23 protein-coding genes and 1 tRNA gene are annotated in these 26,064 nt (G+C 57.7%); 15 read left to right on the top strand and 9 right to left on the bottom strand.

Annotated features, from left to right (window positions below; genetic code table 11):
• The first annotated feature begins 12 nt into the window (after positions 1–12).
• Positions 13–357, top strand: a complete 345-nt coding sequence (locus ACR0MP_RS04750; RefSeq protein WP_170646136.1) for an MmcQ/YjbR family DNA-binding protein — start codon at positions 13–15, stop codon at positions 355–357.
• 57 nt (positions 358–414) lie between these two features.
• Positions 415–1,590 carry a pyridoxal phosphate-dependent aminotransferase gene (locus ACR0MP_RS04745; RefSeq protein WP_480561451.1) on the top strand — a complete coding sequence of 392 codons (1,176 nt, stop codon included), beginning with the start codon at positions 415–417 and terminating at the stop codon, positions 1,588–1,590.
• Positions 1,591–1,607: 17 nt separating this feature from the next.
• Here ACR0MP_RS04745 and ACR0MP_RS04740 read toward each other — a convergent pair whose 3' ends face one another.
• Positions 1,608–2,126 (bottom strand): outer membrane protein, encoded by a 519-nt coding sequence (locus ACR0MP_RS04740; RefSeq protein ID WP_170405935.1) that lies wholly within the window; start codon positions 2,124–2,126, stop codon positions 1,608–1,610.
• Between the two features lie 413 nt (positions 2,127–2,539).
• Here ACR0MP_RS04740 and ACR0MP_RS04735 point away from each other — a divergent pair, with 413 nt between their 5' ends.
• Positions 2,540–4,084 carry a trimethylamine methyltransferase family protein gene (locus ACR0MP_RS04735; protein WP_170421793.1) on the top strand — a complete coding sequence of 515 codons (1,545 nt, stop codon included), beginning with the start codon at positions 2,540–2,542 and terminating at the stop codon, positions 4,082–4,084.
• A 54-nt stretch (positions 4,085–4,138) separates the two neighbouring features.
• On the opposite strand, the gene ACR0MP_RS04730 is transcribed toward ACR0MP_RS04735, so the two are convergent.
• Positions 4,139–4,384: an EF-hand domain-containing protein gene (locus tag ACR0MP_RS04730; RefSeq protein ID WP_170405941.1), complete on the bottom strand. Its 246-nt coding sequence runs from the start codon at positions 4,382–4,384 to the stop codon at positions 4,139–4,141.
• Positions 4,385–4,927: 543 nt separating this feature from the next.
• A complete protein-coding gene (locus ACR0MP_RS04725; protein ID WP_170405945.1) occupies positions 4,928–8,545 on the bottom strand; it encodes a vitamin B12-dependent ribonucleotide reductase in 3,618 nt (1,205 codons plus the stop codon).
• A gap of 544 nt (positions 8,546–9,089) precedes the next feature.
• On the opposite strand from ACR0MP_RS04725, the gene ACR0MP_RS04720 reads away from it, so the two are divergent.
• Positions 9,090–9,524: a hypothetical protein gene (locus ACR0MP_RS04720; RefSeq protein WP_170392985.1), complete on the top strand. Its 435-nt coding sequence runs from the start codon at positions 9,090–9,092 to the stop codon at positions 9,522–9,524.
• An 8-nt stretch (positions 9,525–9,532) separates the two neighbouring features.
• Here ACR0MP_RS04720 and ACR0MP_RS04715 read toward each other — a convergent pair.
• The 4 genes from ACR0MP_RS04715 to pdxH all read right to left on the bottom strand — a co-directional run bounded on the left by ACR0MP_RS04715 (position 9,533) and on the right by pdxH (position 11,378).
• Positions 9,533–9,609, bottom strand: a tRNA-Pro gene (locus tag ACR0MP_RS04715).
• Positions 9,610–9,652: 43 nt separating this feature from the next.
• The gene (locus tag ACR0MP_RS04710; RefSeq protein WP_170392984.1) at positions 9,653–10,120 is read right to left on the bottom strand and encodes a DUF192 domain-containing protein; all 468 of its coding nucleotides are present in this window, start codon (positions 10,118–10,120) and stop codon (positions 9,653–9,655) included.
• A 7-nt stretch (positions 10,121–10,127) separates the two neighbouring features.
• Entirely contained in the window at positions 10,128–10,655 is a 528-nt protein-coding gene (locus ACR0MP_RS04705; protein ID WP_170392983.1) for a cold-shock protein, read from the bottom strand.
• A 117-nt stretch (positions 10,656–10,772) separates the two neighbouring features.
• Positions 10,773–11,378 (bottom strand): pyridoxamine 5'-phosphate oxidase, encoded by a 606-nt coding sequence (gene pdxH, locus ACR0MP_RS04700; RefSeq protein ID WP_480887006.1) that lies wholly within the window; start codon positions 11,376–11,378, stop codon positions 10,773–10,775.
• 134 nt (positions 11,379–11,512) lie between these two features.
• On the opposite strand from pdxH, the gene fabI reads away from it, so the two are divergent.
• The 5 genes from fabI (at position 11,513) to trpE (ending at position 17,497) form a co-directional block, all read left to right on the top strand.
• Positions 11,513–12,319: an enoyl-ACP reductase FabI gene (gene fabI / locus ACR0MP_RS04695; RefSeq protein WP_170405951.1), complete on the top strand. Its 807-nt coding sequence runs from the start codon at positions 11,513–11,515 to the stop codon at positions 12,317–12,319.
• Positions 12,320–12,325: 6 nt separating this feature from the next.
• A complete protein-coding gene (gpt, locus tag ACR0MP_RS04690) occupies positions 12,326–12,835 on the top strand; it encodes a xanthine phosphoribosyltransferase (protein WP_170392980.1) in 510 nt (169 codons plus the stop codon).
• Positions 12,836–12,874: 39 nt separating this feature from the next.
• Entirely contained in the window at positions 12,875–14,050 is a 1,176-nt protein-coding gene (locus ACR0MP_RS04685; protein ID WP_170734953.1) for an aminotransferase, read from the top strand.
• 81 nt (positions 14,051–14,131) lie between these two features.
• Positions 14,132–15,973, top strand: coding sequence for a peptidyl-prolyl cis-trans isomerase (locus tag ACR0MP_RS04680; protein ID WP_170405957.1), 1,842 nt, complete (start codon positions 14,132–14,134; stop codon positions 15,971–15,973).
• A 12-nt stretch (positions 15,974–15,985) separates the two neighbouring features.
• Positions 15,986–17,497, top strand: a complete 1,512-nt coding sequence (gene trpE, locus ACR0MP_RS04675; RefSeq protein ID WP_170405960.1) for an anthranilate synthase component I — start codon at positions 15,986–15,988, stop codon at positions 17,495–17,497.
• 24 nt (positions 17,498–17,521) lie between these two features.
• On the opposite strand, the gene ACR0MP_RS04670 is transcribed toward trpE, so the two are convergent.
• Positions 17,522–19,003, bottom strand: coding sequence for a divergent polysaccharide deacetylase family protein (locus ACR0MP_RS04670; protein WP_480893696.1), 1,482 nt, complete (start codon positions 19,001–19,003; stop codon positions 17,522–17,524).
• A gap of 197 nt (positions 19,004–19,200) precedes the next feature.
• Between ACR0MP_RS04670 and ACR0MP_RS04665 the strand changes: the two genes are divergently transcribed.
• From ACR0MP_RS04665 to lexA, 6 genes are all read left to right on the top strand, one after another.
• Positions 19,201–19,782: an anthranilate synthase component II gene (locus ACR0MP_RS04665; protein ID WP_170392975.1), complete on the top strand. Its 582-nt coding sequence runs from the start codon at positions 19,201–19,203 to the stop codon at positions 19,780–19,782.
• On the top strand, positions 19,779–20,798 hold the full coding sequence (gene trpD / locus ACR0MP_RS04660) for an anthranilate phosphoribosyltransferase (RefSeq protein WP_170405967.1): 1,020 nt from the start codon (positions 19,779–19,781) through the stop codon (positions 20,796–20,798). The genes ACR0MP_RS04665 and trpD overlap by 4 nt, the downstream gene beginning before the upstream one ends.
• Entirely contained in the window at positions 20,795–21,607 is an 813-nt protein-coding gene (trpC, locus tag ACR0MP_RS04655; protein ID WP_480887004.1) for an indole-3-glycerol phosphate synthase TrpC, read from the top strand. Before trpD ends, trpC begins: the two co-directional genes overlap by 4 nt.
• On the top strand, positions 21,607–22,080 hold the full coding sequence (gene moaC / locus ACR0MP_RS04650; protein WP_170405973.1) for a cyclic pyranopterin monophosphate synthase MoaC: 474 nt from the start codon (positions 21,607–21,609) through the stop codon (positions 22,078–22,080). The genes trpC and moaC overlap by 1 nt, the downstream gene beginning before the upstream one ends.
• Complete coding sequence (locus tag ACR0MP_RS04645; RefSeq protein ID WP_480887002.1) at positions 22,077–23,249, top strand: molybdopterin molybdotransferase MoeA; 1,173 nt, start codon at positions 22,077–22,079, stop codon at positions 23,247–23,249. Before moaC ends, ACR0MP_RS04645 begins: the two co-directional genes overlap by 4 nt.
• A 70-nt stretch (positions 23,250–23,319) precedes the next feature.
• Positions 23,320–24,018, top strand: coding sequence for a transcriptional repressor LexA (lexA, locus tag ACR0MP_RS04640; protein WP_170392970.1), 699 nt, complete (start codon positions 23,320–23,322; stop codon positions 24,016–24,018).
• Here lexA and ACR0MP_RS04635 read toward each other — a convergent pair.
• Positions 24,012–26,039, bottom strand: coding sequence for a ComEC/Rec2 family competence protein (locus ACR0MP_RS04635; RefSeq protein WP_480887000.1), 2,028 nt, complete (start codon positions 26,037–26,039; stop codon positions 24,012–24,014). The genes lexA and ACR0MP_RS04635 overlap by 7 nt on opposite strands.
• Between the last annotated feature and the right edge of the window lie 25 nt (positions 26,040–26,064).

The raw sequence follows: 26,064 nt of genomic DNA, 5'->3' as shown, positions 1-26,064 counted from the left end.
ACTCTGCCCACCATGAGCCGTGAATTCGTTAACACTATTTGCGCAGACCTGCCCGGTGCCGAACTTTCGGACCCGTGGGGTGGCGGCCACGACGCATGGAAAGTGGGCGGCAAGATGTTTGCCTGCGTCGGCTCGGTCGGGGATGGTGTATCGGTCAAGACTCCCGACATTGAGACCGCGCAGATGTTGATCGACGCAGGGATTGGCACCAAGGCCCCGTATTTTCACCGCAGCTGGGTTCGCCTGCCGTGGGAAACCGCCGCCGACGAGATGCAACATCGCCTGATCACCTCATACGATATCGTCCGTGCATCGCTGACCAAGAAGATACAGGCGAGTTTGCCGCCGCGAAGCTGATTGACAAAATTGCTGTGCTTTGCCCCATTCGGCGTCATAGCCGGTCGGGAGAATCCCTTGAAACTATCGCATCGCATTACGCATCTGACCGAGGGTGGATCAGACGGCTGGGAGGTGTTCATCCGCGCGCGTCGGATGATTGCCGAAGGCCATGCCGTCACCGAGTTGACGATCGGCGAGCATGACATTCGGACCGATCAGTCGATATTGTCGGCCATGGAAAGTTCGGCCCGCAGCGGGCACACAGGATACGCGATGGTTCCTGGCACTGATCTGCTGCGTGATACTGTGGCCGCCCGTGTCCAAATGCGAACAGGTGTAGCGACCACACGCAACAACGTTATCATCACCCCCGGCGGTCAGGCCGCATTGTTTGCGGCGCACACCGCGCTTTGCGATCCGGGCGATATCGCGCTCTACCTGGATCCGTATTATGCCACCTACCCCGGCACGATCCGTGGCGTTGGAGCGGTAGCCAAACGCATAGAAACACGCGCCGAAGATTTGTTCCAACCTCGCGCTTCCGATATCGATGGCGCGGCAGGCGGGGCGGTGTCGCTGCTGATAAACTCCCCAAACAACCCAACTGGTGTGGTCTATTCCGCCGAAACACTTTCTGCCATCGCCGAGGTTTGTCAGCGCCGCGATCTGTGGCTGATTTCCGATGAAGTCTACGACACGCAGGTTTGGGAGGGTGAACACCTGTCACCGCGCGCCCTACCCGGCATGGCTGAGCGCACTCTGGTCGTGGGTTCAATGTCGAAATCTCATGCCATGACTGGCTCGCGTTGTGGGTGGATCGTTGCTCCGGAAGGCGTGATCGACCACCTGATCAACTTGGCAACACACACAACCTATGGTGTGCCCGGCTTTATACAGGATGCGGCCAACTATGCGCTGAGCGTGGGACAACCTCTCGAAGACAAGATCGCCGCGCCGTTTCGCCGCCGCCGCGCTCTGGCGATTGAAGTGCTGGCTGCGCAGCAGGTCGTCACCTTAATACCGGCGCAAGGCGCGATGTATCTGATGCTGGATATCCGGGCTACGGGTCTTAGCGGCGATGTGTTCGCAAATGCGCTGCTGGACACGCATGCCATCGCTGTGATGCCCGGTGAGAGCTTTGGTTCTGCCGCCGCAGGTCACATCCGCGTGGCCATGACAATCGATGACGAGAAATTCGTCACATCGCTACAGACCCTATGCGAATTTGCCGCTCAATTGGCAGATGGATGACAATCGACCACCGAGTTTCAGAAGCGGAATGTGGTGCGCAAGTTGAACACATTTGCGTCGAGGCTTCGACCAGACTCCGGTATATCATCGAAGTTCTGCCGCAGCGCTTCGCCACTGATTACAAACCGATCGCCAAGCGGATAGGCAACACCGATCCCGTAAACGGCAGCCGTATCACTGTCACCCGACGTACTGGCCCGCGCGGTTCCCAAGACAACATAGCCAAGGGCTGATCCAAAATCGTAGCCGCCGCGCAACTTCAATCGCGACATACTATCAAGGCTTCCTTCGGATTGTCCCAGATCAAGATTCAGGCGGTTATATTCCAACTCACCGCCAAGCACGAAATTTCCAAAATCATAGTCGTATCCGATCAGCGGGCCAAAACTGCCCCCGCTTCCGCCTGCCCCTCCGGACCCATCAACATCTGCATAACCAAAGCTGAAACCAGCGTACGCGCCTGTCCAGTCTTCTGCCACAACCTGCCCTGCACCTGTTATCAGTGCTGCGGCGAGTGCGGCCAGTAATGACTTCATGCAGACCTCCAAACATCCGTTGCCGGTTTGGGCGCATCCCCGAGGCAGCGATCTGCTGATCAGCCAACCCCAGTATTTACTTAAACCTAAGGTACAAATCCAAATAACTACGTGCAGATTAACAGATTCTTACCGCAATTGGAAAAAAACATTTAGTCACGAGGATTTGCGCCCAGTTCATTTTGACTGATGGCCCAATAAAATTAGTCCAAAGTCGCAAACAGAACAGATTTTCCAAAAGTGCATTGAAACAATGGGCGCATCAGACTGAGGAAGTTGATGCATAACGAAGTTTGGAAAATTCGGCTGGTCAGCCGCACCATTGGTGCGGATCGCGGTCGTGCGGCACGAGGACGGCCTGCACTGGTCTAGGTACACTCACCCACAACGTACTTTTTTGACCGGACACACACATGAACGAACAAACGCGAAACTCATCCCGCAGCGGTGGCCGCGCCGCGCGTCGTGCCGCCCGTGCGTCAGCTCTTCCGGAACATCTTCGCCCGATTCGGCCTGGTATGGAGGGCGGAACCCTGAAGGTTCTGACCCAAGCACAGATCGAACGCATCCACGAGGCCGCTCTGACCGCACTGGAAACCATCGGCCTTGCTGATGCGCCACAAAGTGGGATCGACTATCTCGTGGCTGCGGGATGCACCTTGGGCGACGATGGCCGCATCCGCTTTCCGCGCGCATTGGTCGAGGACACAATCGCCAAGGCCAATCGCTCGATCACTCTGCACAGCCGGGACGGCAAATCGGATCTGGAGCTGTCGGGAACGCGTGTCCATTATGGCACCGCAGGCGCAGCGGTCAGCATGGTCGACGTGCATGGGCAGGAATATCGCGACTCGACCCTGCAGGACCTGCATGACGCGACTCGCATCTGTGAACAGCTTGAAAACATTCACTTTGTTCAACGCCCCATGGTGTGCCGAGATATCGCCGACAACCTTGAGATGGATCTGAACACGGTCTACGCCACCACCTCAGGCACGTTCAAACACATCGGTACGTCGTTCACAGAGCCCAGCCATGTGGCCCCCGCCATCGAGATGCTGCACATGATCGCGGGCGGAGAGGACAAGTGGCGCGAGCGGCCCTTCATGTCCAACTCCAACTGCTTCGTTGTGCCCCCGATGAAATTCGCCACCGAAAGCTGCGAGGTGATGGAAGAATGCATCAAGGCCGGAATGCCGGTTTTGTTGCTTTCTGCGGGCATGGCAGGAGCTACCGCACCCTCGACCGTTGCCGGAGCGATCACACAAGCCACCGCCGAATGTCTGGCGGGTTTGGTTTATGTAAACGCCGTAAAGCCCGGTGCACCCGCGATTTTTGGCACTTGGCCTTTTGGTCTGGACCTGCGCACCGGTGCTATGTCCATCGGATCGGGTGAACAAGCTCTGCTAACCGCGGGCTGCGCGCAAATGCACCAGTTTTACGATCTGCCCGGTGGTGCCGCAGCTGGTGCATCGGACGCGAAATTGCCCGACATGCAGGCCGGTTGGGAACAAATGTGTTCGAACGTCATGGCTGGGCTGTCAGGCCTGAACATGGTGTATGAAGCCGCAGGCATGCATGCCTCGTTGCTGGGGTTCTGCCACGAGAGCCTGATCCTGAGCGATGACCTGATCGGACAGGCACAGCGCTGTGTGCGCGGAATCGAGGTAACGGACGAGACGCTGGCACTGGACCAGATGGCCGAAGTCTGCATGGGTGGTCCTGGGCATTATCTTGGCACCGATGCGACGCTAGGCCGTATGCAGGCAGATTACGTCTATCCTACCTTTGGTGACCGATCATCTCCGAAGGAATGGGTTGAGCTTGGCAAACCAGATCTGATCGAAAAGGCAGTGAAGCGGAAGGAAGAGATCCTCGCCGTGCCATCCCCGGCCAGATTCGACCCGCTTTTGGACGCGGAAATTCGCGGCAAGTTCAACATTTACTTACCCGCGTAAGCCGCTGAAAAATAAGCGGCCCGGATATTCCGGGCCGCCAGCATTCCTGCTTGATCAGCCGTTGGACGGCGGCAGCAGGCCCGCTTGTTCAGCGATGGTGATCTCATCCTGATCTAGCGCACCGTCGCCGTTTGCGTCCATCTGCGCAAAGCCTTCGGCATCAACGTCAGGCACGACGGCCTGAACTTCATCGATCGTCAGTACTCCGTCGCCGTTGGTATCGGCGGCGCTTTGGCCGACGGCCAATGTCGGCAGGCCAAGTGCGAAGGTTGAGATAAGGGCCAGAATTTGCGGTTTCATGTTATGCCTCCTGATTGCGTTTTCTTGAGTGTTTGCGTCCGGACAAGCGCCAAAAAAAGGCCATCCTGAAGGCGTGTCACCCGCTCAGATTGATGTGGCCGCTTTCAAGCCAATCTCTGCGTGTTTGACTGAGTCGCATCTGCGGAGGCTTGCTGGGCGAAATGGCCAGGACAGGTTTCGGCAACTCTTGCCCGATCCAAACAGGATGATCCGGCAATGCCCTGCTCAAATCCACGACTCGGGGTTGAAAAAAGAAAGGGGGCCGAAGCCCCCTGTCAGTTTCGCCTTCCAGGCTCATTTCGTTGACCGCCCGGTGTTTTTTTGCCTGCGGCCTGGACTGCGCATGGGACGAGCGCACCCGTCCCGTGAGAGAGTGGGAGGGAGCAAATATTCCGCCCCACCCTGTTCCCGGCCGACACGGGCATGTCGGCCGAGTGAAACAAGGCATCGATGGTAAGTCTCAGCGCCTTGCTTCGTATTCGTCGGGGCCGGTTACTGTGGCAGCATCCGACCCCTGCACCCCGGGTTGCCGGGGCGCTAAACTCAGCTACACCCGCTTGTCGCGCCGCAGGTGTTGCATTTCATGCAGGTGCCGTTGCGCACCAGCGTGTAGTTTCCGCATTCGCCGCAGGGATCGCCCTCGTACCCTTGCATCTTGGCTTTGGTACGAGCGTCCATTCCGGTCGCAACCGCCGTCTCAGCGGGTGCTTCGAATGTCGCTGCGGTTTCGGCCATACCGGACACGTCGGCTTGACCACCATTGAAGACCATCAGATCCTGCGGTAGCCGCTTGCGCAGATACCCAGTCGAGCTGATTTGTTTCAGCACTTCCAAGGATTTGGTCGCCGCGCTTTCACTGATTTCCGATACGTTGGACAGACCATCCTCTTCGCCGCGACCCAGATCGTCGAAGGTTGCGCCTTCGGGTTTGACATGCGCCAGATCGGTGCGATCCAGATAGGACACGGCCAGTTCGCGGAAGATATAATCCAAGATCGACGTCGCGTTCTTGATCGAGTCGTTGCCTTGCACCATCCCCGCTGGTTCGAATTTGGTGAAGGTAAAGGCATCCACAAACTCTTCCAGTGGCACGCCGTATTGCAGGCCAACCGACACGGCGATGGCGAAGTTGTTCATCATCGCCCGGAAGCCAGCGCCTTCCTTGTGCATGTCGATGAAAATCTCGCCCAGCTTACCGTCTTCGAACTCACCGGTCCGCAGGTAAACCTTGTGGCCGCCCACGATTGCCTTTTGGGTATAGCCCTTGCGGCGATGCGGCAGTTTCTCGCGATGGCTGCGGATCATTTCCTTGACCACAACCTTCTCGATCACCTTCTCGGCCAGAACGACAGCTTTTTCTTGCGTCGAACCGCTTTCCAGAATTTCCGCCGCTTCGTCATCATCTTCGACCAGCGCCGCGGCCAGAGGCTGCGACAGTTTCGAGCCGTCGCGGTATAGCGCGTTCGCCTTCACACCCAGCGACCAACTGAGTTCGTATGCCTTTTGGCAGTCCTCGATGGTCGCGTCATTCGGCATGTTGATCGTCTTGCTGATCGCGCCTGAGATGAAGCTCTGCGCCGCCGCCATCATGGTGATGTGGCTATCAACCCCAAGGAAACGCTTGCCTTTTTTACCGCACGGGTTGGCGCAGTCGAAGATCGAATAGTGCTCTTCCTTCAGATGCGGCGCACCTTCCAGCGTCATGGTTCCGCAAACATGGTCGTTGGCCGCGTCGATATCCGCCTTGGTAAAGCCCAGATGGCGCAGCAGATCGAAGGTCGGGTCATTCAGCTTGGTCGCCGGGATGCCCAGAACACCGGTGCAGAAGTCCTCGCCCAGCGTCCACTGGTTGAAGACGAACCGAATGTCGAACGCGCTTTCCAGTGCGGCATCTACTTTTGCCAACTCGTTCGGGCCAAAACCATGACCGGTCAGCGAGGTGTGGTTGATCCCCGGCGCGTTGCCGATGGTGCCATGACCAACCGCATAACCCACGATCTCTTCAATCTGAGCCGAGGAATAGCCCAGCTTTTCCAGCGCCGAAGGCACCGAGCGGTTGATGATCTTGAAGTAACCACCGCCGGCCAGCTTCTTGAACTTGACCAGAGCAAAGTCCGGTTCGATCCCGGTCGTGTCGCAATCCATCACCAGACCGATGGTGCCGGTTGGTGCGATAACTGTGGCCTGCGCGTTGCGATAACCGTTCTTTTCGCCGAGGCTCAGCGCTTCATCCCAAGCTGACATGGCCAGATCGATCAAACGCTTATCCGGGCAATTGTCGTGATCCAGAGGCACCGGCTTAACAGCCAGTTTTTCATACCCCTCGGTCACTCCTTGCGACGCACGACGGTGGTTGCGGATGACGCGCAGCATATGGTCTGCGTTGCGCTCATATCCTTTGAACGGGCCAAGCTCGCCTGCAATCTCTGCCGAGGTCGCATAAGCCACACCGGTCATGATCGCGGTCAGCGCGCCACAGATCGAACGCCCCTCATTCGAGTCGTAGCTGTAACCCATGTTCATCAGCAGACCGCCAATGTTGGCATAACCCAGACCCAGCGTACGGAAATCGTAAGAGAGTTTCGCAATTTCCTTAGACGGGAACTGCGCCATGGTCACCGAGATTTCCAGCGTCAGGGTCCACAGACGCGAGGCGTGCATATAGTCCGCCGCCTGGAACTCACCGTCCTTGAAAAAGGTCAGCAAGTTCATCGACGCCAGGTTACAGGCCGTGTCATCGAGGAACATGTATTCCGAACACGGGTTCGAACCGCGGATTTCACCGTCTTCGGGGCAAGTGTGCCATTCGTTGACAGTATCATGGAACTGGATGCCAGGATCGGCACAGGCCCATGCGGCGTGGCCGACCTTTTCCCACAAATCACGTGCTTTGACTGTACGAGCAACCTTGCCGTCGGTGCGGTTGATCAGTTCCCAATCCGCGTCTTTTTCAACTGCGGTCAGGAACGCATTGGTCACCCGGATCGAGTTGTTCGAGTTTTGGCCCGAGACCGAGCTATAAGCCTCCGAATCCCAGTCCGTATCGTAGGTCGGGAATTCAATGCTATCGTGGCCCTGCTTGGCGTAGTCCAGAACGCGCTTGATGTAAGTTTCTGGGATCGCGACCTTTTTCGCTTCGCGAACCGCATTTTTCAGGGCGTCGTTTGCGTTTGGATTATAGGCATCATCGGCAGAGCCGTCCCAAGACCGGATGGCCTCGAAAATGCCGTTCAGCATCTTCTCGTGCATCTTCGATCCGGCAACGATCGAGGCCACCTTCTGCTCTTCGATCACTTTCCATTCGATGAATTGCTCGATGTCCGGGTGATCTGCATCGACGATTACCATCTTTGCTGCTCGACGGGTTGTACCGCCTGATTTGATCGCGCCAGCGGCGCGGTCGCCGATCTTGAGAAATCCCATGAGGCCCGAAGACTTGCCGCCACCCGAAAGCGCTTCACCCTCTGCACGCAGATGGCTGAAGTTGGTTCCGGTGCCCGAGCCATACTTAAACAGGCGCGCCTCACGCACCCACAAGTCCATGATGCCGCCTTCGTTGACCAGATCATCGTCGACCGACTGGATGAAGCACGCATGCGGTTGCGGATGCTCATAAGCGGATTTCGATTTGGTTAGCTTGCCGGTTTTGTAGTCAACATAGTGGTGCCCCTGCGCCGGGCCATCGATCCCATATGCCCAGTGCAGACCGGTGTTGAACCACTGCGGCGAGTTCGGAGCTGCACGCTGGGTCGCCAGCATATAGCGCATCTCGTCAAAATAGGCGCTCGCGTCCTCTTCAGTCGAGAAATAGCCGCCCTTCCAGCCCCAATAAGCCCACGCGCCGGCCAGACGATCAAAAACCTGTTTCGATGAGGTTTCGCCATCAAATTCAGCATCTTCCGCAGGAACCGATCGCCACAGGAATTCGGGAACGTCCTTTTCCTTAACCTTCTTCAGCTTGGAAGGAACACCGGCCTTGCGGAAGTACTTCTGTGCGATGACATCGCTAGCCACCTGGCTCCATTTTGCAGGCACTTCGATCTCGTCCAGACGGAACACGATTGTGCCATCCGGATTGCGAATCTCGGATGTTGCGGACACAAAATCCAGATCGCCATATGCATCCTGTCCCGGTTTGGTGAATTTTCTTTCAATCTTCATGTCCGCTGCCCCAGCTTCGATCTGTCCAAATTTCAAGTCCCGGCACTAAATCTTGATGCTGCGGGGTGCCGCCCGCACTACCGACGAATTTGAGACGCAAGGGACCGGACGCTGCCTAGAACAGCGCAGAACCGCGAATACGGTCTACGTCATAGTGGTATGCTTTCCGTCCCTCGCCCGATGCCTTTTCCGGTCATTGCCTACCAGATTTAGTGGCTCGTCTTTCGGCCCATACAATCTGACGTATATTCCCATAGTTGGTCAACGGGCTTTTTCGGTCATTTTTGGAATCTTTTAGCTTGACCTGTTTTGCTGAACCGGCGGAATTTCGCCGCATCGCGATTCCTCCACAGACATGTCCCGGACGACCAGCCCATTCCGCCTTGATGTGTCAGAGTGATTTCTCGTGTTTTCCGCCACAGTTAGAGGTCATTGATCAACCGATCCCGCGTTAAGGACATGTTCAGAGAATCATCGTCACGACATCGCAGCGCGTGCCATACTTGAAATCACACGACATTTCTGGATGGGAAATCTACTCTACATGCGTTTGATTTCATTGTTAACTATTGTGGCGCTAATCGTGTCCTGCACATCACAGGAAGCACCACCTGCATCTCGCAGCGCGCAATTCGACGGTTATCCGCAGAACCTTTTCAATTCCTTCAGGACCGACTGCGCGGGGCCGGGCGACAAGTATATCAAGACCACCGCAAGCATCTTTGAATGCCGCGAGACCTTGCCGCCCGAGGCAACGGCGTATTTGATTCTCAGCTTCAACGGCTATCCGCAGAACTTGCCGCAAATCGTAACGCGACTGAGCTCGACCAAGAATCAGGCCGGGTATCGCGTGGACGCAGAGTTGTACTTTCTGGTTCCGCAGAAAGATGGTTCAACTCTTAGAATACCTATTGAAAGCAAAGATTTGGACAGGGATTTTTCCAAACTCTACACCGACTATGGCGGAACGCCAGTGTAGAGGAAAAATGGTCGGGGCGGCAGGATTCGAACCTACGACCCCCTGTACCCAAAACAGGTGCGCTACCAGACTGCGCCACGCCCCGGACCGTGCGCCTTCCTAAACGTGCCGATCTGATTTGAAAAGCCCTAACAGGGCCAAATTGCAGGACCTTGCGAAAAAACTTCGTGGCGCATCTGCGATCCAGGCCGAATGGCGTAACGCTCGGCTAGGCCAGCGTTGATTTCCAAGACTGCATAAACCGAATCGCCGCCTTCGATTGGGCTCAGATCCCCCGGAATTGCACCTTCGTGCACACGCGTCACAGTGCCCGCGCGATCAACAAAGATCATATCAAGCGGAATCAGGGTATTCTTCATCCAGAACGCAACAGGTTGAGGGGGATCAAAAACAAACAACATACCAGATCTGTTGGGCATGCTTTCGCGAAACATCAATCCGCGCGATCGCTCTTTCGGTGTGATGGCCAGTTCAACGTCGAAGCGAACCTCTGCCAGATCATTTCGAAGCTCGACACGATCCGGACGGCATTCAGCCCGCGCGATCCCGCCAATCAAAAAACTCAGGAGCGCCAGTACGAAAGCCGTTCTCATCATTCAGAACCTAGTCGTTCAGGGCCGCTTCCCAGGCCAGAACCTGCGCGGCCATTCTTCCACGCTTGCCATCAATGACCCGCATGGCCAGCGCTTCGCCCGGTTGCAGATCTGCCAACCCAGAACGACGTAGCACCTCAATATGCAGGAATACGTCTTCACTGCTGCCGAAAACATTGGCAAAGCCAAACCCTTTGCCCTTGTCGAACCATTTGACGCGCGCAGCCTCAAGCGGAGCGCTGCCGATCACGGTTGGATCAAGCTCGGCAAAATCGGCCAACATCATGGTTTCCGCGCGAACAGGCGGGTCAACACTGATCACTTCGACCGCTTGAACACCGCGATCAGTTTTGTGGGTCATGATCTCGATGCCGGCGCCATCCGCGACCGAGCTTTGCCCGAAGTTTCGCAGCACGTTGACGTGCAACAGAATGTCCGGGCCGCCTTCGTCAGACACAACAAATCCGTATCCCTTGGCGGGATCGAACCATTTTACGTGTCCACGGACGCGGTACATGCTGTTCAGATCTTCTGGCACTGTTTTCCCATTACGATAGGCAAGTCGTTAAGGGTTTCTTGTTTATGTTTTGGCTCGCAAATTCAAGCTGAAAAAAGCTATTGTCTGCAAACAGTTGCATTTCACGCAACGCGAACGTCATGGATTTAACCTCAGCACTTGCCAGTCGGAATCGACATTTTGTCGCTTCCACTGAAACCTGTCATGCAACCTGAAGGCACCATCGGCCCAGAACTCGACTTCGACAGGTGTTACACGGTATCCCCCCCAAAATTCAGGGCGAGGCGGGTTGGTACCCAACTTTGCGGTCACTTTAGCCACTTCGGCCATCAGGGATGCACGACTTTCCAGCGGTTGCGACTGGTGTGACGCCCAAGCACCCAAGCGGCTTTTGAGCGAGCGCGAGGCGTAGTATGCGTCCGCCTGCGGCCCATCTTCCTTGGTGATTGTACCACGAACACGGATTTGTCGCCGCAAAGATTTCCAATGCATCACAAAAGCCGCTTTGTGGGCGCTGTCCAACTCCTGAGCCTTGGCGCTGTGATAGTTCGTATAGAAAACAAACGCGTCCTTCTCGATTTCCTTCAGCAGAACCATACGGGCGTTCGGCAAACCTTCCGGGTCCACGGTTGCCAAAGCAATCGCATTAGGATCATTCGGTTCGGTCTTTTCTGCCTCGGCCAGCCACCGATCCGCGATTTCAAACGGATCAGCCCCGGCGAAGATGCCAGTATGCTCGTTCATTTCCATCCCCAGGAAACAATTAACATGACCCTAAGGCGAGAACCCGCTGCGGGCAAGAGCGCATGGCCTTGAAGCAGGACAATCAATGGCATAAACCAACCGAACACAATGCGACGACAGGCGGAGAACCGAAGATGTCAAATCAGTTGATGGCCGGAAAACGCGGCCTCATCATGGGACTGGCCAATGACAAATCAATCGCATGGGGTATCGCCCGCGCCTTGTCCGACGCCGGGGCCGAGCTGGCCTTTTCCTATCAGGGGGACGCCCTGAAAAAACGCGTCGATCCATTGGCGGCGCAGTTGGGCAGCGAGATCGTTTTGCCCTGTGACGTCAGCGACGAAGAATCAATTAATGAACTCTTCAGCGCGCTGGAAAAGAAATGGGGTAAACTGGATTTCGTCGTCCACGCCATTGGCTTTTCTGACAAGAACGAATTGCGCGGGCGCTACGTCGACACATCGCGCGCGAACTTTAACCTGACGATGGATGTTTCGGTCTACTCTTTCACCGCCGTTATGCAGCGCGCGGAGAAAATGATGAACGAAGGCGGCAGTGCGATCACCCTCACCTATTACGGCGCTGAACAGGTCATGCCACACTACAATGTAATGGGTGTTGCAAAAGCCGCCCTTGAGGCATCCGTAAAGTATCTGGCCGAGGATTTGGGCAAAGACGGCATTCGCGTGAATTCGATCTCGGCAGGCCCGATCAAGACGCTCGCGGCCAGCGGCATCGGCGATTTCCGTTACATCATGAAGTGGAACGAGTATAACTCGCCCCTGCGCCGGAATGTGACCATCGATGATGTTGGTAAATCGGCCCTGTATCTGCTGTCTGATCTCAGCAGCGGAGTGACAGGTGAGAATCTGCACGTGGATTCAGGTTATCACATCGTCGGAATGAAGGCCGTCGACGCGCCGGACGTTGAAAAAGGATAATAGACAATGAGCGCCAAGGACCGCCTGCCACACGAAAAAGGCTTCCACATCAGCTGGGATCAGATTCATCGCGACTCGCGCGCTCTTGCGTGGCGTCTGGATGGGCAAGGACCAGATGATGGCGCTTGGCGTGCGGTCGTGGCAATTACACGTGGCGGCATGGCCCCCGCAATGATCGTCAGCCGCGAACTGGATATCCGTACGGTCGATACCGTCAGCGTGAAATCCTATCATCATCAGGCGCAGGGCGAAGCAGAAATTCTCAAAGCGCCCAATGCTGATCTGATGGGTGATGGCACCGGTATTCTGATCATCGACGATCTGGTCGATAGCGGCAAAACGCTGGAACTGGTGCGCGAGATGTTCCCCAAAGCGCATTTCGCGACCGTATACGCCAAGCCTAAAGGCCGTCCGATGGTAGACACCTTCATTACCGAGGTCAGTCAGGACACATGGATTTTCTTCCCATGGGACATGGCCCTGCAATATGTCGAACCCTATCGGGGAACCGATTAATCAAGCGTTTCAACTAAGCGCTGAAATCACGGACTCACCATGACAATGACCCGCACTGCCGCCACCTTTGCCCCTCCGGTGATGGAGGCACGCCGTTGGCTGGACGGGGTCGAGTTCGCGGTTGACCGTCCGTTGATCAATGTCAGTCAAGCGGCTCCAGTCGATCCGCCCCCGTTAGCGCTGCGGCAAGCAATGGCCGAATTCGCAGTCGAGCAGGACAGCGCACATCTTTACGGCCCGGTCTTGGGCAACGATGACCTGCGGTCCGAGCTCGCGGCTCAGATCAGCGCACATTATGCGGCTGAGGTAACGGCGAATCAGATCGCAATCACCTCGGGCTGCAATCAGGCCTTTTCAGCCGTGATTTCGGCAATTACCGATCAGGGGGATGAGGTGATCCTTCCGACCCCTTGGTACTTCAATCACAAGATGTGGCTGGATATGGCTGGGGTAAAAACCGTTGATTTGCCCACAGACGATGATTTGCTTCCCGATCTGGAACGCGCCCGCGCCCTTATCACCGAAAAGACACGGGCGATTTCGTTGGTGACGCCGAATAATCCCGGTGGTGTCGAATACCCTGCGGACTTGGTGCGCCGCTTCTATGATCTTGCGCGGGAAACGGGGCTTCGTCTTTTGGTTGACGAAACCTATCGCGATTTCGACAGTCGATCAGGCGCGCCTCATGACCTGTTCCAGCAATCGGGTTGGGACGATACGTTTGTCCATCTCTACTCGTTCTCAAAAGCCTATCGCCTGACCGGTCACCGTGTCGGCGCGATTTCAACCAGCCCCGCCCTGTTGGCGGAGATCGAGAAATTTCTGGACACGGTCGCGATCTGCCCCGGCCAGATCGGCCAGTTTGCCGCGCTTTGGGGCATGCGGAACTTGACCCAATGGGTTGCGGGTGAACGAGATGAAATTCTCGACCGAAGAGCCGCCATTGCAGAAGGAATGCCACGCCTTGAAGACAAAGGCTGGCGTCTTTTGGGACTTGGCGCTTACTTTGCCTACCTCGAACATCCCTTTGGCATCGCTTCCGACGAATTGGCCCGACGGCTGGTACCCGAGGCAGGTATACTGCTTTTGCCGGGTACCATGTTCATGCCAGAGGGCGATTCCGCGGGAAAGCGGCAGGTTCGTGTAGCATTTGCCAACCTCGACCGCGCCGGTATCGCGCAATTGTTCGACCGATTGCAGGGCTTGTCCTTCTAAGCTTGCCCCCCGGCTGCACGCATCGTATTCAGGGCCGCAACCGACTGGGCAGATATTTGCCGACAAAACCAAGAGGGCACCATGGCCGCAGGCATGAAAAACCTATCCAAAACCTTTGTCTGGATTCTCATGGGTCTTTTGATGCTGGGCCTTGCGGGCTTTGGCGCCACCAGCCTGACCGGAACCGTTCGTACGGTTGCGCAGGTCGGTGATGAAAGCATTTCGGTCGACGCGTATTTTCGTGAGCTTCAGCGCGAGATCCGGGCCGTCGAAGCGCAAACCGGACAGGCAATGCAGATTTCGCAGGCACATGATCTTGGCCTCGATCAACTTGCCCTTTCGCGCCTGATCGCGCTGGCCGCAATCGATAACGAGGTCGGACAGCTTGGCATTTCGATCGGTGACGAGAACCTGCAGGACGAGATTGTACAGATACCGGCGTTCCAAGGTGTAAACGGTACATTCGACCGCGAAGCCTATCGCTTTCAGCTGGAACAGGTCGGAATGACCGATTCCGAATTCGAATCGGATCTGCGCAAAGAATCTTCACGCACCATCGTTCAGGGTGCGGTCATGAGCGGTGTTGAAATGCCCCGTACGCTGACCGAGGCTTTGTCGAACTATGTGCTGGCCCGCCGCAGCTTTACCGTGGCGACCCTGTCAGCCGACCTTCTCGAAACGCCCGTGGCCCAACCCACAGACGCGCAGATTCAGACATATTACGATGAGAATACCGATCAGTTCACCCTGCCCCGCACCAAGCAACTGACCTACGCCATTCTGTCGCCCGACATGCTGCTCGATACGATCGAAGTGGACGAAGATTCTCTGCGCCGTCTATACGACCAACGCGCTGACGAATTTTTCCAACCCGAGCGCCGCTTGGTCGAGCGCCTTCCCTATCCCAGCGAAGAATCCGCAACCGAGGCGCTGGCACAACTTGAAGTTGGCGGGGCCGATTTCGAACAGTTGGTCCGCGAACGTCAGCTTGAGCTGAGCGATGTTGATCTGGGCGATGTCACCCGTGAAGATCTGGGCGATGCAGCCGACGCCGTGTTTGCCGCCAAGATCGACGATGTGGTCGGCCCGCTTCCCACGGTGTTCGGCCCTGCCCTGTTCCGGATCAATGGATCGCTGGCCGAGAACAATGTCAGTTTCGAAGACGCCGAACCCGAACTTCGTGCAGAACTCGCCGCCGACCGAGCGCGCCGTCAGATCGAAGCACAGGCCGAAGACATCAACGACCTGCTTGCAGGCGGCGCAACACTGGAAGAACTGGCCGGTGAGACCGAGATGGAACTGGGTCAGATCGACTGGACCCAGCAAAGCGACGATGGCGTTGCCGCGTATGACGGCTTCCGCTCAGTCGCTGAGGCTGTGCAAGAAGGTGATTTCCCAGAGGTCGCGTTCCTTGAAGATGGTTCGATCTTTGCGCTGCGCTTGAATGAAGTGCTAGAGCCGCGCCCGGAACCTCTGGAAAGCGCCCGTGACCGTGTCGCCGAGGCATGGCTGCAGGTAGAAACTGCGAAAGCGCTGCAAAATCAGGGCAACACGGTTCTGACCCAACTGGCAACAGATGGCGACTTTACCGCCACAGGCCTGCCCTTCCGCGTCGAAAATGCGCTGACACGTACCGCATTCCTCGAGGATGTTCCCGTGGACTTCATGACTCAGGTGTTTGAAATGGACCCTGGTGAGCTGCGTGTCATTCCCGGAAACGGTAACGCCCTGATCGTGCGTCTGGATGAAGAGCTACCTCCGGCGGAAACCGATGAGCAACGCCAGATGCAGGATGCACTGGCTGCGCAATTGAGCCAGGCGCTGGCGCAGAACATCTTCGACATCTATGTGCGCAATGCCCAGACACGCGCACGCCCTGTGCTGGATCAGCAAGCGCTGAACGCGGTACGGGCCAGTTACTAAAAGAGACAGAACATGGCCCTGACCCCGGATTTCGAAAGTTTCGCGCGCGCTTATGATGCAGGCGAAAATCAGGTCGTCTATACCCGCCTCGCCGCTGATCTGGATACGCCGGTTTCACTGATGCTGAAACTGACAGGCGCTCAGAAAGACGCCTTCATGCTCGAGTCGGTAACCGGGGGTGAAGTGCGTGGGCGCTATTCGATCATCGGAATGAAGCCCGATCTGATTTGGCGCTGTCAGGGCGAGACATCGGCCTTGAACCGATCAGCCCGCTTCGATGCCGAGGCCTTCGAGCCACAGGATGGCAAACCGATGGACAACTTGCGCGCCTTGTTGGCTGAAAGCCGCATCGCGCTTCCCGATGACCTGCCGCAGGCCGCCGCCGGGCTGTTTGGCTATCTGGGCTACGACATGGTCCGGTTGGTGGAATATCTGCCGGATGTGAACTCTGACCCGTTGGGCCTTCCCGATGCGATCATGCTGCGCCCCTCGGTCATTGCTGTATTGGACGGCGTCAAAGGCGAGGTTACCGTGGTGTCGCCCGCCTGGGTCAGCGAGGGGCAAACCGCCAAAGCCGCCTATGCGCAGGCTGCCGAGCGTGTGATGGATGCCGTGCGCGATCTGGAACGCGCCATGCCCGCCGAAACCCGCGATCTGGGCGACGCGGTCGAAGTTGGGCCTCCGGTGTCGAACTTTACCAAGTCGGGCTATATGGAGGCCGTTGAAAAGGCCAAGGAATATATCCGCGCGGGCGATATCTTTCAGGTCGTCCCGGCCCAACGCTGGACGCAGGATTTTCCACAACCGCCATTTGCTCTCTATCGCTCGCTGCGGCGCACTAACCCGTCGCCGTTCATGTTCTATTTCAACTTCGGCGGCTTTCAGGTCGTAGGTGCAAGCCCAGAAATCCTGGTGCGTGTCTTCGGCAATGAGGTCACGATCCGCCCAATCGCGGGTACCCGCCCGCGTGGCGCGACGCCCGAAGAAGACAAGGCCAACGAAATCGACCTGCTGGCCGACAAGAAAGAACTGGCCGAGCACCTCATGTTGCTGGACCTGGGCCGCAATGACACCGGGCGTGTTTCTAAGATTGGAACCGTGCGTCCTACCGAAGAGTTCATCATCGAGCGCTACAGCCACGTGATGCACATCGTATCAAACGTGGTCGGCGAACTGGCCGAAGACAAGGATGCACTGGACGCGTTCTTTGCCGGGATGCCTGCAGGCACGGTTTCGGGCGCGCCCAAAGTGCGCGCGATGGAGATCATCGACGAGTTGGAGCCTGAAAAGCGCGGCATCTACGGTGGCGGTGTCGGGTATTTCAGCGCAGGCGGCGACATGGATATGTGCATCGCGCTGCGGACGGCCATTGTGAAAGACCACAAACTGTATATCCAAGCTGGAGGCGGCGTTGTCTATGACAGCGATCCAGAAGCGGAATACATGGAGACCGTCCATAAATCGAACGCCATTCGCCGCGCGGCTGCGGATGCGGCGCGGTTTACAGGCAGCGGAAACAGCTAGTGGGGTGGCGGATGGTCGCTGCCGTCACCCGTCCGTCAGCGATCCGGCAACGCCCTGCTGGACTTCTTTCATCATCACGGCAGAAATTGGGGCCATCGCCACGCGGCTGCCGCGATCCTCAAGCCCCCACAGCAACAGAGCCGAGATCGTCTCGGGACGCAGACGACCCAGCATCACCACGGCACCTTCCTGTCCGGCGCGGAAGGCTGCCTGATCCAGAAAACGCCGCATGATCTTAGGGTCCTGTTTGGCACCATCGAAATCGCGGAACACTACGCTGGATGGAATGCCGTTGCGCGCTGCAAGCTTTTGCGCAGTGTTTAGACCATTGTCCTGCGTCACCAGCCCGCGCCCGGTATCTCCGGCAATCGCCGCAACCTGATCAGCCAGCTTTCGGTTGCCCTGAATGCCGCTTCCGACACCTTCCAGAATGCCAACGGTTTGAGGCAATTGATCCAACCACACTGACAACGACACCTCAGCGTCTTGAGCACTGGCGGCTTCGTGCATGTCAACCAAGGCCAATACTTCAAATCCAGCCTCGCGATGACGGGCCATTTTTTCCGCTGCATTCGGGTCAGACGGGCTGACGGCAAAACTTAGCGGGTATGGGAAATCCTGCAACGCCTCGGCCCCAAAAGCCCCTTCATCATCGATCAGAATGATCGACATCAATGGCTTGGATTCTGGGTTTTCGAAGGTGGCAGCATGTGCTTCGATGGGCTTGGCCGCCACTTCTGGAGTAATCACGGCTTGTTCGACGGGCGGGTCATCCCTCTCGGTTAGGGGCACGACACGCTTGCCGATCAACGAACCGGAACCTGTGGCTCCCTCTCCGCCAATTTGCGGCAGGGTCAATACGCGCGGCTGACGTACAGGGCGGGTATCTTCTTCACCCTCAACCGCGATTGGATTTTCATCAGGCACGGGTTCCGCTTCCTGAGCCTCTGGAGCTGCATCCGGCACATCCGCGATCTCAGGCTGCAAGGCAGCGACCTGAGGGGCCTCCTTGGGCGTTTCTTCCGCAACCTGCGGTTCCGGGGCTTCCTCGGGCGCAGGCGCTGCTGGAGCGTCCGCGAGCGCTGCCGGTTCGACTTCCTGTTGTGGCGAGGTCGGTTCGGCAAGTGGATTTGGCGGTGCCGCGGGCGCTTCGGTTTGAACGGTCACGTCAGAAGATGAGATCGCTGCGGGTGCCTCGGCTACGGTCGGTGCTCCACCCGCCTCAGGACGGGCACCGGGCTCAAGCTCGATACCTGCCAAGCCATCCAGCGAATCTGATGATAGATCGGGGGTTTCAGGGCCGGATGGTGGCAACTGAACCAGATCGGCATCGGCATTGCTTTCTTCAACTTTCGCAGCCTCCAGAGGCTGCGGAGTATCAGCCACTTCGGGCGCGGTTGCCGTCACATCTGGTTTACGTGACAAAGGAGTTGTCAGCGAAAGAACCGCGCCCAGTGCCAATACCGAGACCGCCCCGGCGATCACTCCACCGTAAAATCCGCTCATCGAAATCTCGCCTCTCGCGTTGTTTCGTGCCTCATCCACCCAGACGCCATCTTCCGCGGCGCTCACCCGCACGGTGTCAAGTTGGGTATGTCCTCTTGACGCTGCCGCACAAGCCTGAGCATGTATGTCCCGACATTATACCGCGCTCAGGGACTGCATCGCCAGCCCGAAATGCCCATAGGAAGATAAGTGCCCAAATGCTGCTGCTGATCGACAACTATGACTCGTTTACCTACAACCTCGTTCATTATCTGGGTGAGCTCGGGGCCGAGATGGTCGTGCGCCGGAATGACGCGCTGGATGTACAGGAAGCAATGGCGATGAACCCGGCTGGTATTCTGCTCAGCCCCGGCCCTTGTGATCCCGATCAGGCGGGCATCTGTCTGGCCCTGACCGAAGCCGCGGCCGAGACGCAAACACCGCTGATGGGGGTCTGTCTGGGGCATCAAACCATCGGTCAGGCATTTGGCGGCAAGGTTGTGCGCTGTCATGAGATCGTGCACGGGAAAATGGGCACGATGAAACACACCGGCAAAGGTGTATTCGCTGGCCTGCCCTCGCCCTTCGAGGCCACCCGGTATCATTCGCTTGTTGTAGAACGCGAAAGCCTGCCCGATTGCCTTGAGATCACGGCCGAGCTTGAGGATGGCACGATTATGGGTCTGCAGCACAAAGAACTGCCGATCCACGGCGTCCAGTTTCACCCGGAATCCATCGCGTCCGAGCATGGTCACGCCCTGCTCAAGAACTTCCTGAACGAAATGAAAGTCCCCGCATGAGCGACGCTCTGAAACCGCTGATCGGTGCTGCGGCCGATCGACCTTTGACCCGTGCCGAGGCGGAACAGGCCTTTGGCATCCTCTTTGAAGGGGCCGCCACGCCCAGCCAGATCGGCGGGTTGCTGATGGCAATGCGCACGCGCGGCGAGACGGTCGAGGAATACGCCGCAGCCGCTGCCGTAATGCGCGCGAAATGCAATGCAGTGAAAGCTCCCGCTGGCGCGATGGACATCGTTGGCACGGGGGGCGACGGCAAAGGAACACTCAATATCTCGACAGCCACGGCTTTTGTGGCGGCGGGCGCCGGTGTCACCGTTGCAAAACACGGTAATCGGAACCTGAGCTCGAAATCCGGCGCAGCAGATGCTCTTGGGCAGCTTGGTATTAACGTTATGGTCGGCCCGGAAGTCGTTGAAAAAGCGCTGAAAGAAGTCGGTATCGGTTTTATGATGGCCCCGATGCACCACCCGGCGATCGCCCATGTCATGCCTTCGCGGCAAGAACTTGGGACGCGCACGATTTTCAACATTCTGGGGCCCCTGACCAACCCCGCCGGGGTGAAGCGCCAACTGACCGGTGCGTTCAGCCGCGACCTGATCCGCCCGATGGCCGAAACTCTGGGTCTGCTTGGGGCTGAACATGCCTGGCTAGTCCACGGCTCAGACGGTACGGATGAGCTTACGATCACCGGGGTCAGCTGGGTCGCATCAGTTGAGGACGGCTTTGTCAAAGAGGTCGAGCTTCACCCCGAAGATGCAGGCCTGCCGGTGCATCCGTTCGAAGATATCATCGGCGGCACCCCCGAAGAGAACGCCGTCGCCTTCCGCGCCCTACTGGATGGGGCACCTTCAGCCTACCGCGACGCGGTGTTGCTAAACTCGGCAGCGGCGCTGGTCGTTGCAGATGCGGCAAGCGATCTGCGCGAGGGCGTTGCGATGGCCACAGAAAGCATTGACAGCGGCAAGGCCCGTGAAAAGATCACCGCGCTGGCGCGCATTACACAGGAAGCCGCATGACCGAGACCGTTCTGGACAAAATCAAAGCGTACAAGCTGGAAGAGATCGCTGCGGATAAGGCGCATAAGCCTCTGGAAACACTAGAATCTGAGGCAGGGAACGCACCCGAGGTACGCGGTTTTGCCGAAGCCCTGCATTCGGCTATGCGCAAGGGGTACGGATTGATCGCCGAGGTCAAAAAGGCCAGCCCGTCCAAAGGTCTGATCCGCGCTGATTTCGATCCGCCCGCGCTTGCCAAAGCTTATGAAGAGGGCGGCGCGGCTTGCCTGTCGGTTCTGACGGACACGCCTAGCTTTCAGGGCGACAAATCCTTTCTGACCGAAGCGCGCGCGGCCTGTTCGTTGCCAGCATTGCGGAAGGACTTCATGTACGACCCCTATCAGGTGGTCGAAGCGCGTGCATTGGGTGCGGATTGCATCCTGATCATCATGGCATCGGTCAGCGATGCACAGGCCGCCGAGCTTGAGCAAACCGCGTTTGACTGGGGCATGGATGTTCTGATCGAAGTGCACGACGCCGATGAACTTGCACGCGCATCGCAGTTGAAAAGCCCGCTTATCGGGATAAACAACCGCAATCTCAAGACGTTCGAGACGACCCTCGATACCACCCGCCACCTTTCAAAGCTGGTTCCAGCGGATCGCACGATCGTCTGCGAGAGCGGCCTGAGCACTCCGGCGGACCTCGCCGATATCGCCCGCTACGGTGCGCGCTGTTTCCTTATTGGTGAGAGCCTGATGCGTCAGGATGATGTAGCTTCGGCAACTCGAGCACTGCTCGCCAACCCGCTCATTCCCGGAGTGATGTGATGCCGCTGACCCATTTTGATGCCAAAGGTGAGGCCCATATGGTGGACGTGTCCGACAAGGCTGTCACCGACCGGGTTGCGGTTGCATCTGGATACATCAAGATGGCGAAGGAAACCTTTGATATCATTTCAGAAGGACGCGCTAAGAAAGGCGATGTTCTTGGTGTTGCCAGACTTGCGGGCATAATGGGCGCCAAGAAAACGCCTGACCTGATACCTCTGTGTCATCCGCTACCCGTGACCAAAGTCGCCATTGAACTGAGCTTAGACCCGGACCTTCCCGGCGTTCAGATTGAAGCGACTGTAAAGACTTCCGGCCAGACTGGCGTAGAGATGGAAGCGCTGACAGCAGTCTCGACAGCCGCACTGACGGTTTACGATATGGCGAAGGCCGTGGACAAATCGATGGAGATCGGCGGTATTCGTGTTCTACTGAAAGACGGCGGAAAATCAGGGCGTTACGAGGCATCATGATCTCGGTTGAAGAAGCGCGGGCTCTGCTGTTCGATCTGGTCTCACCGCTGCCCGCAGAAACGGTTGCCCTTGCCGAGGCTGCCGGTCGTATCCTGGCAGAAAACGTTGCAGCAACGCGTGATCAGCCGCCCTTTGCTGCGTCATCGATGGATGGGTACGCCGTCAAGGCGGCCGAAGTCGAACTGCATGCAATGTTCAAAGTGGTTGGCGAAGCTGCGGCCGGACGTCGCTTTGCTGGAAGCGTCGGACCCGGCCAAGCTGTGCGGATATTCACTGGTGCGCCTGTGCCGGATGGTGCAGATTTCGTCGTCATACAGGAAGATGTCGACCGACGCGGTGATCTGATCACCATAACCGACGCCCCCGGTGAAAAGGCCAATATCCGCCCTGCGGGGATCGATTTCAGCATCGGTACGCAGATCACGGCCCCACGCCAGCTCAGACCCGAAGATGTCGCATTAATGGCTGCGATGAACATCGCTTCGGTCCCTGTGAACCGCAAACCCGTGGTTGCACTAATCTCAACCGGTGACGAACTGGTGATGCCCGGAGAAACACCCGGCCCCGATCAGATCGTCGCCTCAAATACCCTTGGTCTTAAGGCGTTACTGGAAAACGCTGGCGCACAAGTTCGTGTACTTCCTATCGCACAAGATACTTTAGCCTCACTAGAAACAGCTTTTGGCTTGGCGCAAGGCGCTGACCTCGTGGTGACCATCGGAGGGGCGTCGGTTGGCGAGTACGACCTGGTAGCGGATGTCTCGGAAGGTCTTGGGCTGAAGCAATCGTTCTACAAGATTCGCATGCGACCGGGTAAACCACTGATGGCCGGGCGGCTTGGGGGGGCTGCAATGGTCGGTCTACCCGGAAACCCGGTCAGTGCCATGGTGTGCGGTTACCTGTTCCTCATCCCAATGGTGCGCCGCATGTTGGGGATTGAACAGGCCCTACAGCCATTCCAACGCGCCCGCCTTTCTGCCCCGCTCGGAAAAAATGGCCCGCGTGAGCATTATATGCGGGCGGTGTTGGACAACGGCGGCATCCGCGCCTGTGATGATCAGGACAGCTCGCTGCTGAGTGTTTTGGCGCAAGCCAATGCACTGTTGGTACGCCAACCACTCGATCCCGCACGCGAGGCCGGGGATGAGGTCCTTTACCTGCCGATCTAGCAAATCCGTTGACACAAAACGTGAACATGCGTAGAACAAAAGAAAACGCATGAGCGACGAGGTATGAGCAATGCTGACCAAGAAGCAATTGGATTTGCTGGAATTCATCCACAAACGCGTGCAAGCGGACGGTGTTCCGCCCAGTTTTGATGAGATGAAGGCCGCGTTGGATCTACGGTCAAAATCCGGGATTCATCGACTGATCACCGCGCTGGAAGAACGTGGCTTTATCCGCCGCCTTGCCCATCGAGCCCGTGCCATCGAAATTGTCAAGCTGCCAGAAAGCCTTGGGGGAGAGCCCACGGCAGGTTTCAAACCCCGTGTGATTGAAGGCGATCGCCCTGAAGGTCCACGCCCCGCGAACTTTGAACCCGTCACAGTTGATGCGATGGAATTGCCTGTTATGGGCCGGATTGCTGCCGGTGTACCGATCGAAGCGATCAGCCATGTTTCGCACCGCGTTGCGGTACCGGGCTCGATGGTTTCGGGCCGTGGTGAACATTATGCGCTTGAGGTTCGTGGCGACTCGATGATCGACGCCGGTATCAACGATGGCGATGTCGTGGTGATCCGCGAAACAACGGCCGCTGACAACGGTGACATCGTGGTGGCATTGGTGGAAGATCAGGAAGCCACGCTGAAACGGTTTTTCCGCCGAGGTCAGGCCATTGCGCTGGAAGCGGCGAATCCGGCCTATGAGACCCGCGTGCTGCCAGAGGACAAGGTGAAAGTTCAGGGCCGCCTGGTAGGCTTGATCCGAAGCTACTGAGGCAGCTTGGGGGACCATAGGCGGCGGCCTGAGATATCAGAACTCGCGAACAAACGCCCTTTGGATAACGCAAGACTGCCTGTCTTCCGCAGAAATTCCGTATCGTAAACGCTGCATTCACCGGTCAAAGTCAACGACACCGGGGCGACAATGATCTGATCTTTCCTGCATTCCTGAAAGGCGCTCGCAGCCCGCTTGCCAGTCAAGTGGACAAGCTCTTTGTCTCCCAGAAGAAAACGTTGAATTCCCGCTGATGCCTCTGGCCATCGCAAAGCGGCCTTTGGTTGATCTGCCCCGTCCCCGTCATTTTCCAGCCACACCGACGCGACAAATCCGCTGCCTTTCGGTTTGCTCAGCGCGCGCCCGTGTTCAGTCATCACTCCGACCAGCCCGCCGGTATCGGCGATCAGCACGTCTGGGCGGCTTCCCTGACCCCACAGCGCTATCGCTAGTGCTGCCGGAGCGATGCCGAGCCACCGTGCGCGCCCTTGCCACAGCATTAGCCACAGAAGAGACAGAGCCAGAGCAGGCAATACGAAATAGTCTGGGCTTACTACGTACCCGCGCGCGCCCTCCAGTCCCGCGACCCAATTGGCAACGGTAAGGATCCATCTCAGCCCAAGACCCATTACGTGCAATGCAATCGCTTCAAGCCCAAAAGGTGCAAGAAGGGCGGCGACCACCGCACTTGGAACGACCAGCGTTCCCATGACGGGCACGGAGACGAGATTTGCCAACAACCCATAGTGCGAAATAGCGTTAAAATGCGCCGCCCCGATCGGAGCTGTCGCGATCCCCGCGATCGCCGAGGATGTCAACAAGGCCAGCACAGGCCGCAGCCACTTTGGGCCTGGCATTGGGCCATAGTCCCGCAATGCGCCGAACCCTGCGACCAAGGCGGTTGTAGCAGCAAAAGACATCTGAAATCCGGGGCTCAATAGAGTTTCCGGGCGCAAGGTAAGAACAATCAGCGCAGCCATGGCCATCGCCCGCAATGAAATCGCGCGCCGGTCCAACAATACGGCCCCCAGCATAACGCAGACCATCACAAAGGCGCGCTCAGTCGCGACGTTCCCACCAGACAGAAGCAGGTAGATTGTCGACGCGAATAACGCACAGAGCGCGGCCACCTTGCGTACGGGCATGCGAAGCGCGATGACAGGTACCATTGAGAACCCCATGCGGCACGCCACAAAAACGAAACCGGTCAACAAACCCATGTGAAGGCCCGAAATCGCCAGAAGATGAGCCAGGTTGGACGCGCGCAACGCCTCTAACGAGGCCTGCCCCATCCCGCCGCGATCACCGGTAGTTACGGCGGCGGCAAAGCCCCCGACTTCGCCCGGCAGGATCGTGCGCACCCGATCCGAGATCTCCATGCGCAAGGCCGTGATACGCACTCCGTCCAAACCATCTCGCGCCGCAGCCGACGTCAGGACCGGAGCCCGAGTGTATCCAACAGCGCCGAGTTGCTGGAACCAGGCGTGGCGGCGAAAATCAAAACCTCCGGGTTCAACTGGCCCTTGCGGCGGCGAAAGATGTGCTGTGGTCATAATCCGCTGACCCGGGGACAGCGCAACTGACTCACCGTGAATAGAAAGCCGGATGCGCCGGGGTCTTTGATCAGCAGGAACGTCCCCGATCCGCACCTGATCCAATGTCACCCTCGGCGCATCCGACGCAGAGCGGTCCAGCGCTACGACCCTCCCCTCGACCGGGCCATAGTAACGCCATTGCAGGACCGGCTCCGCAACCATATGTGCCCGCGTCCCGGCCAGAGCGAACCCCATCGCGATCAGGGCTAAGCCAGTGGCCAGCGGTGACCACGCGGCCCCCATCCAACGGGTGGAGGCAAGCGCCAGCAAGGCAAGCGCCAGAACGCCGACATAGAGCTCAACCTCGGGTTCGAACCTGAGGCTGAAATACCAACCAATCCCGACCGCCAGGCAGATCGGGGACCACGGAAACAAGTGTCCCCGCTGGGTCAGCAATGCGGTCTCGACCCGTGTCAGAACACGCATGGTTGCCCCCGTCCTTCGGGCTGGG

It is taken from the genome of Ruegeria sp. K3 (assembly GCF_056531845.1).
The sequence above is the reverse complement of the archived record's forward strand: the minus strand, read 5'-3'. Positions and strand labels throughout refer to the sequence as shown.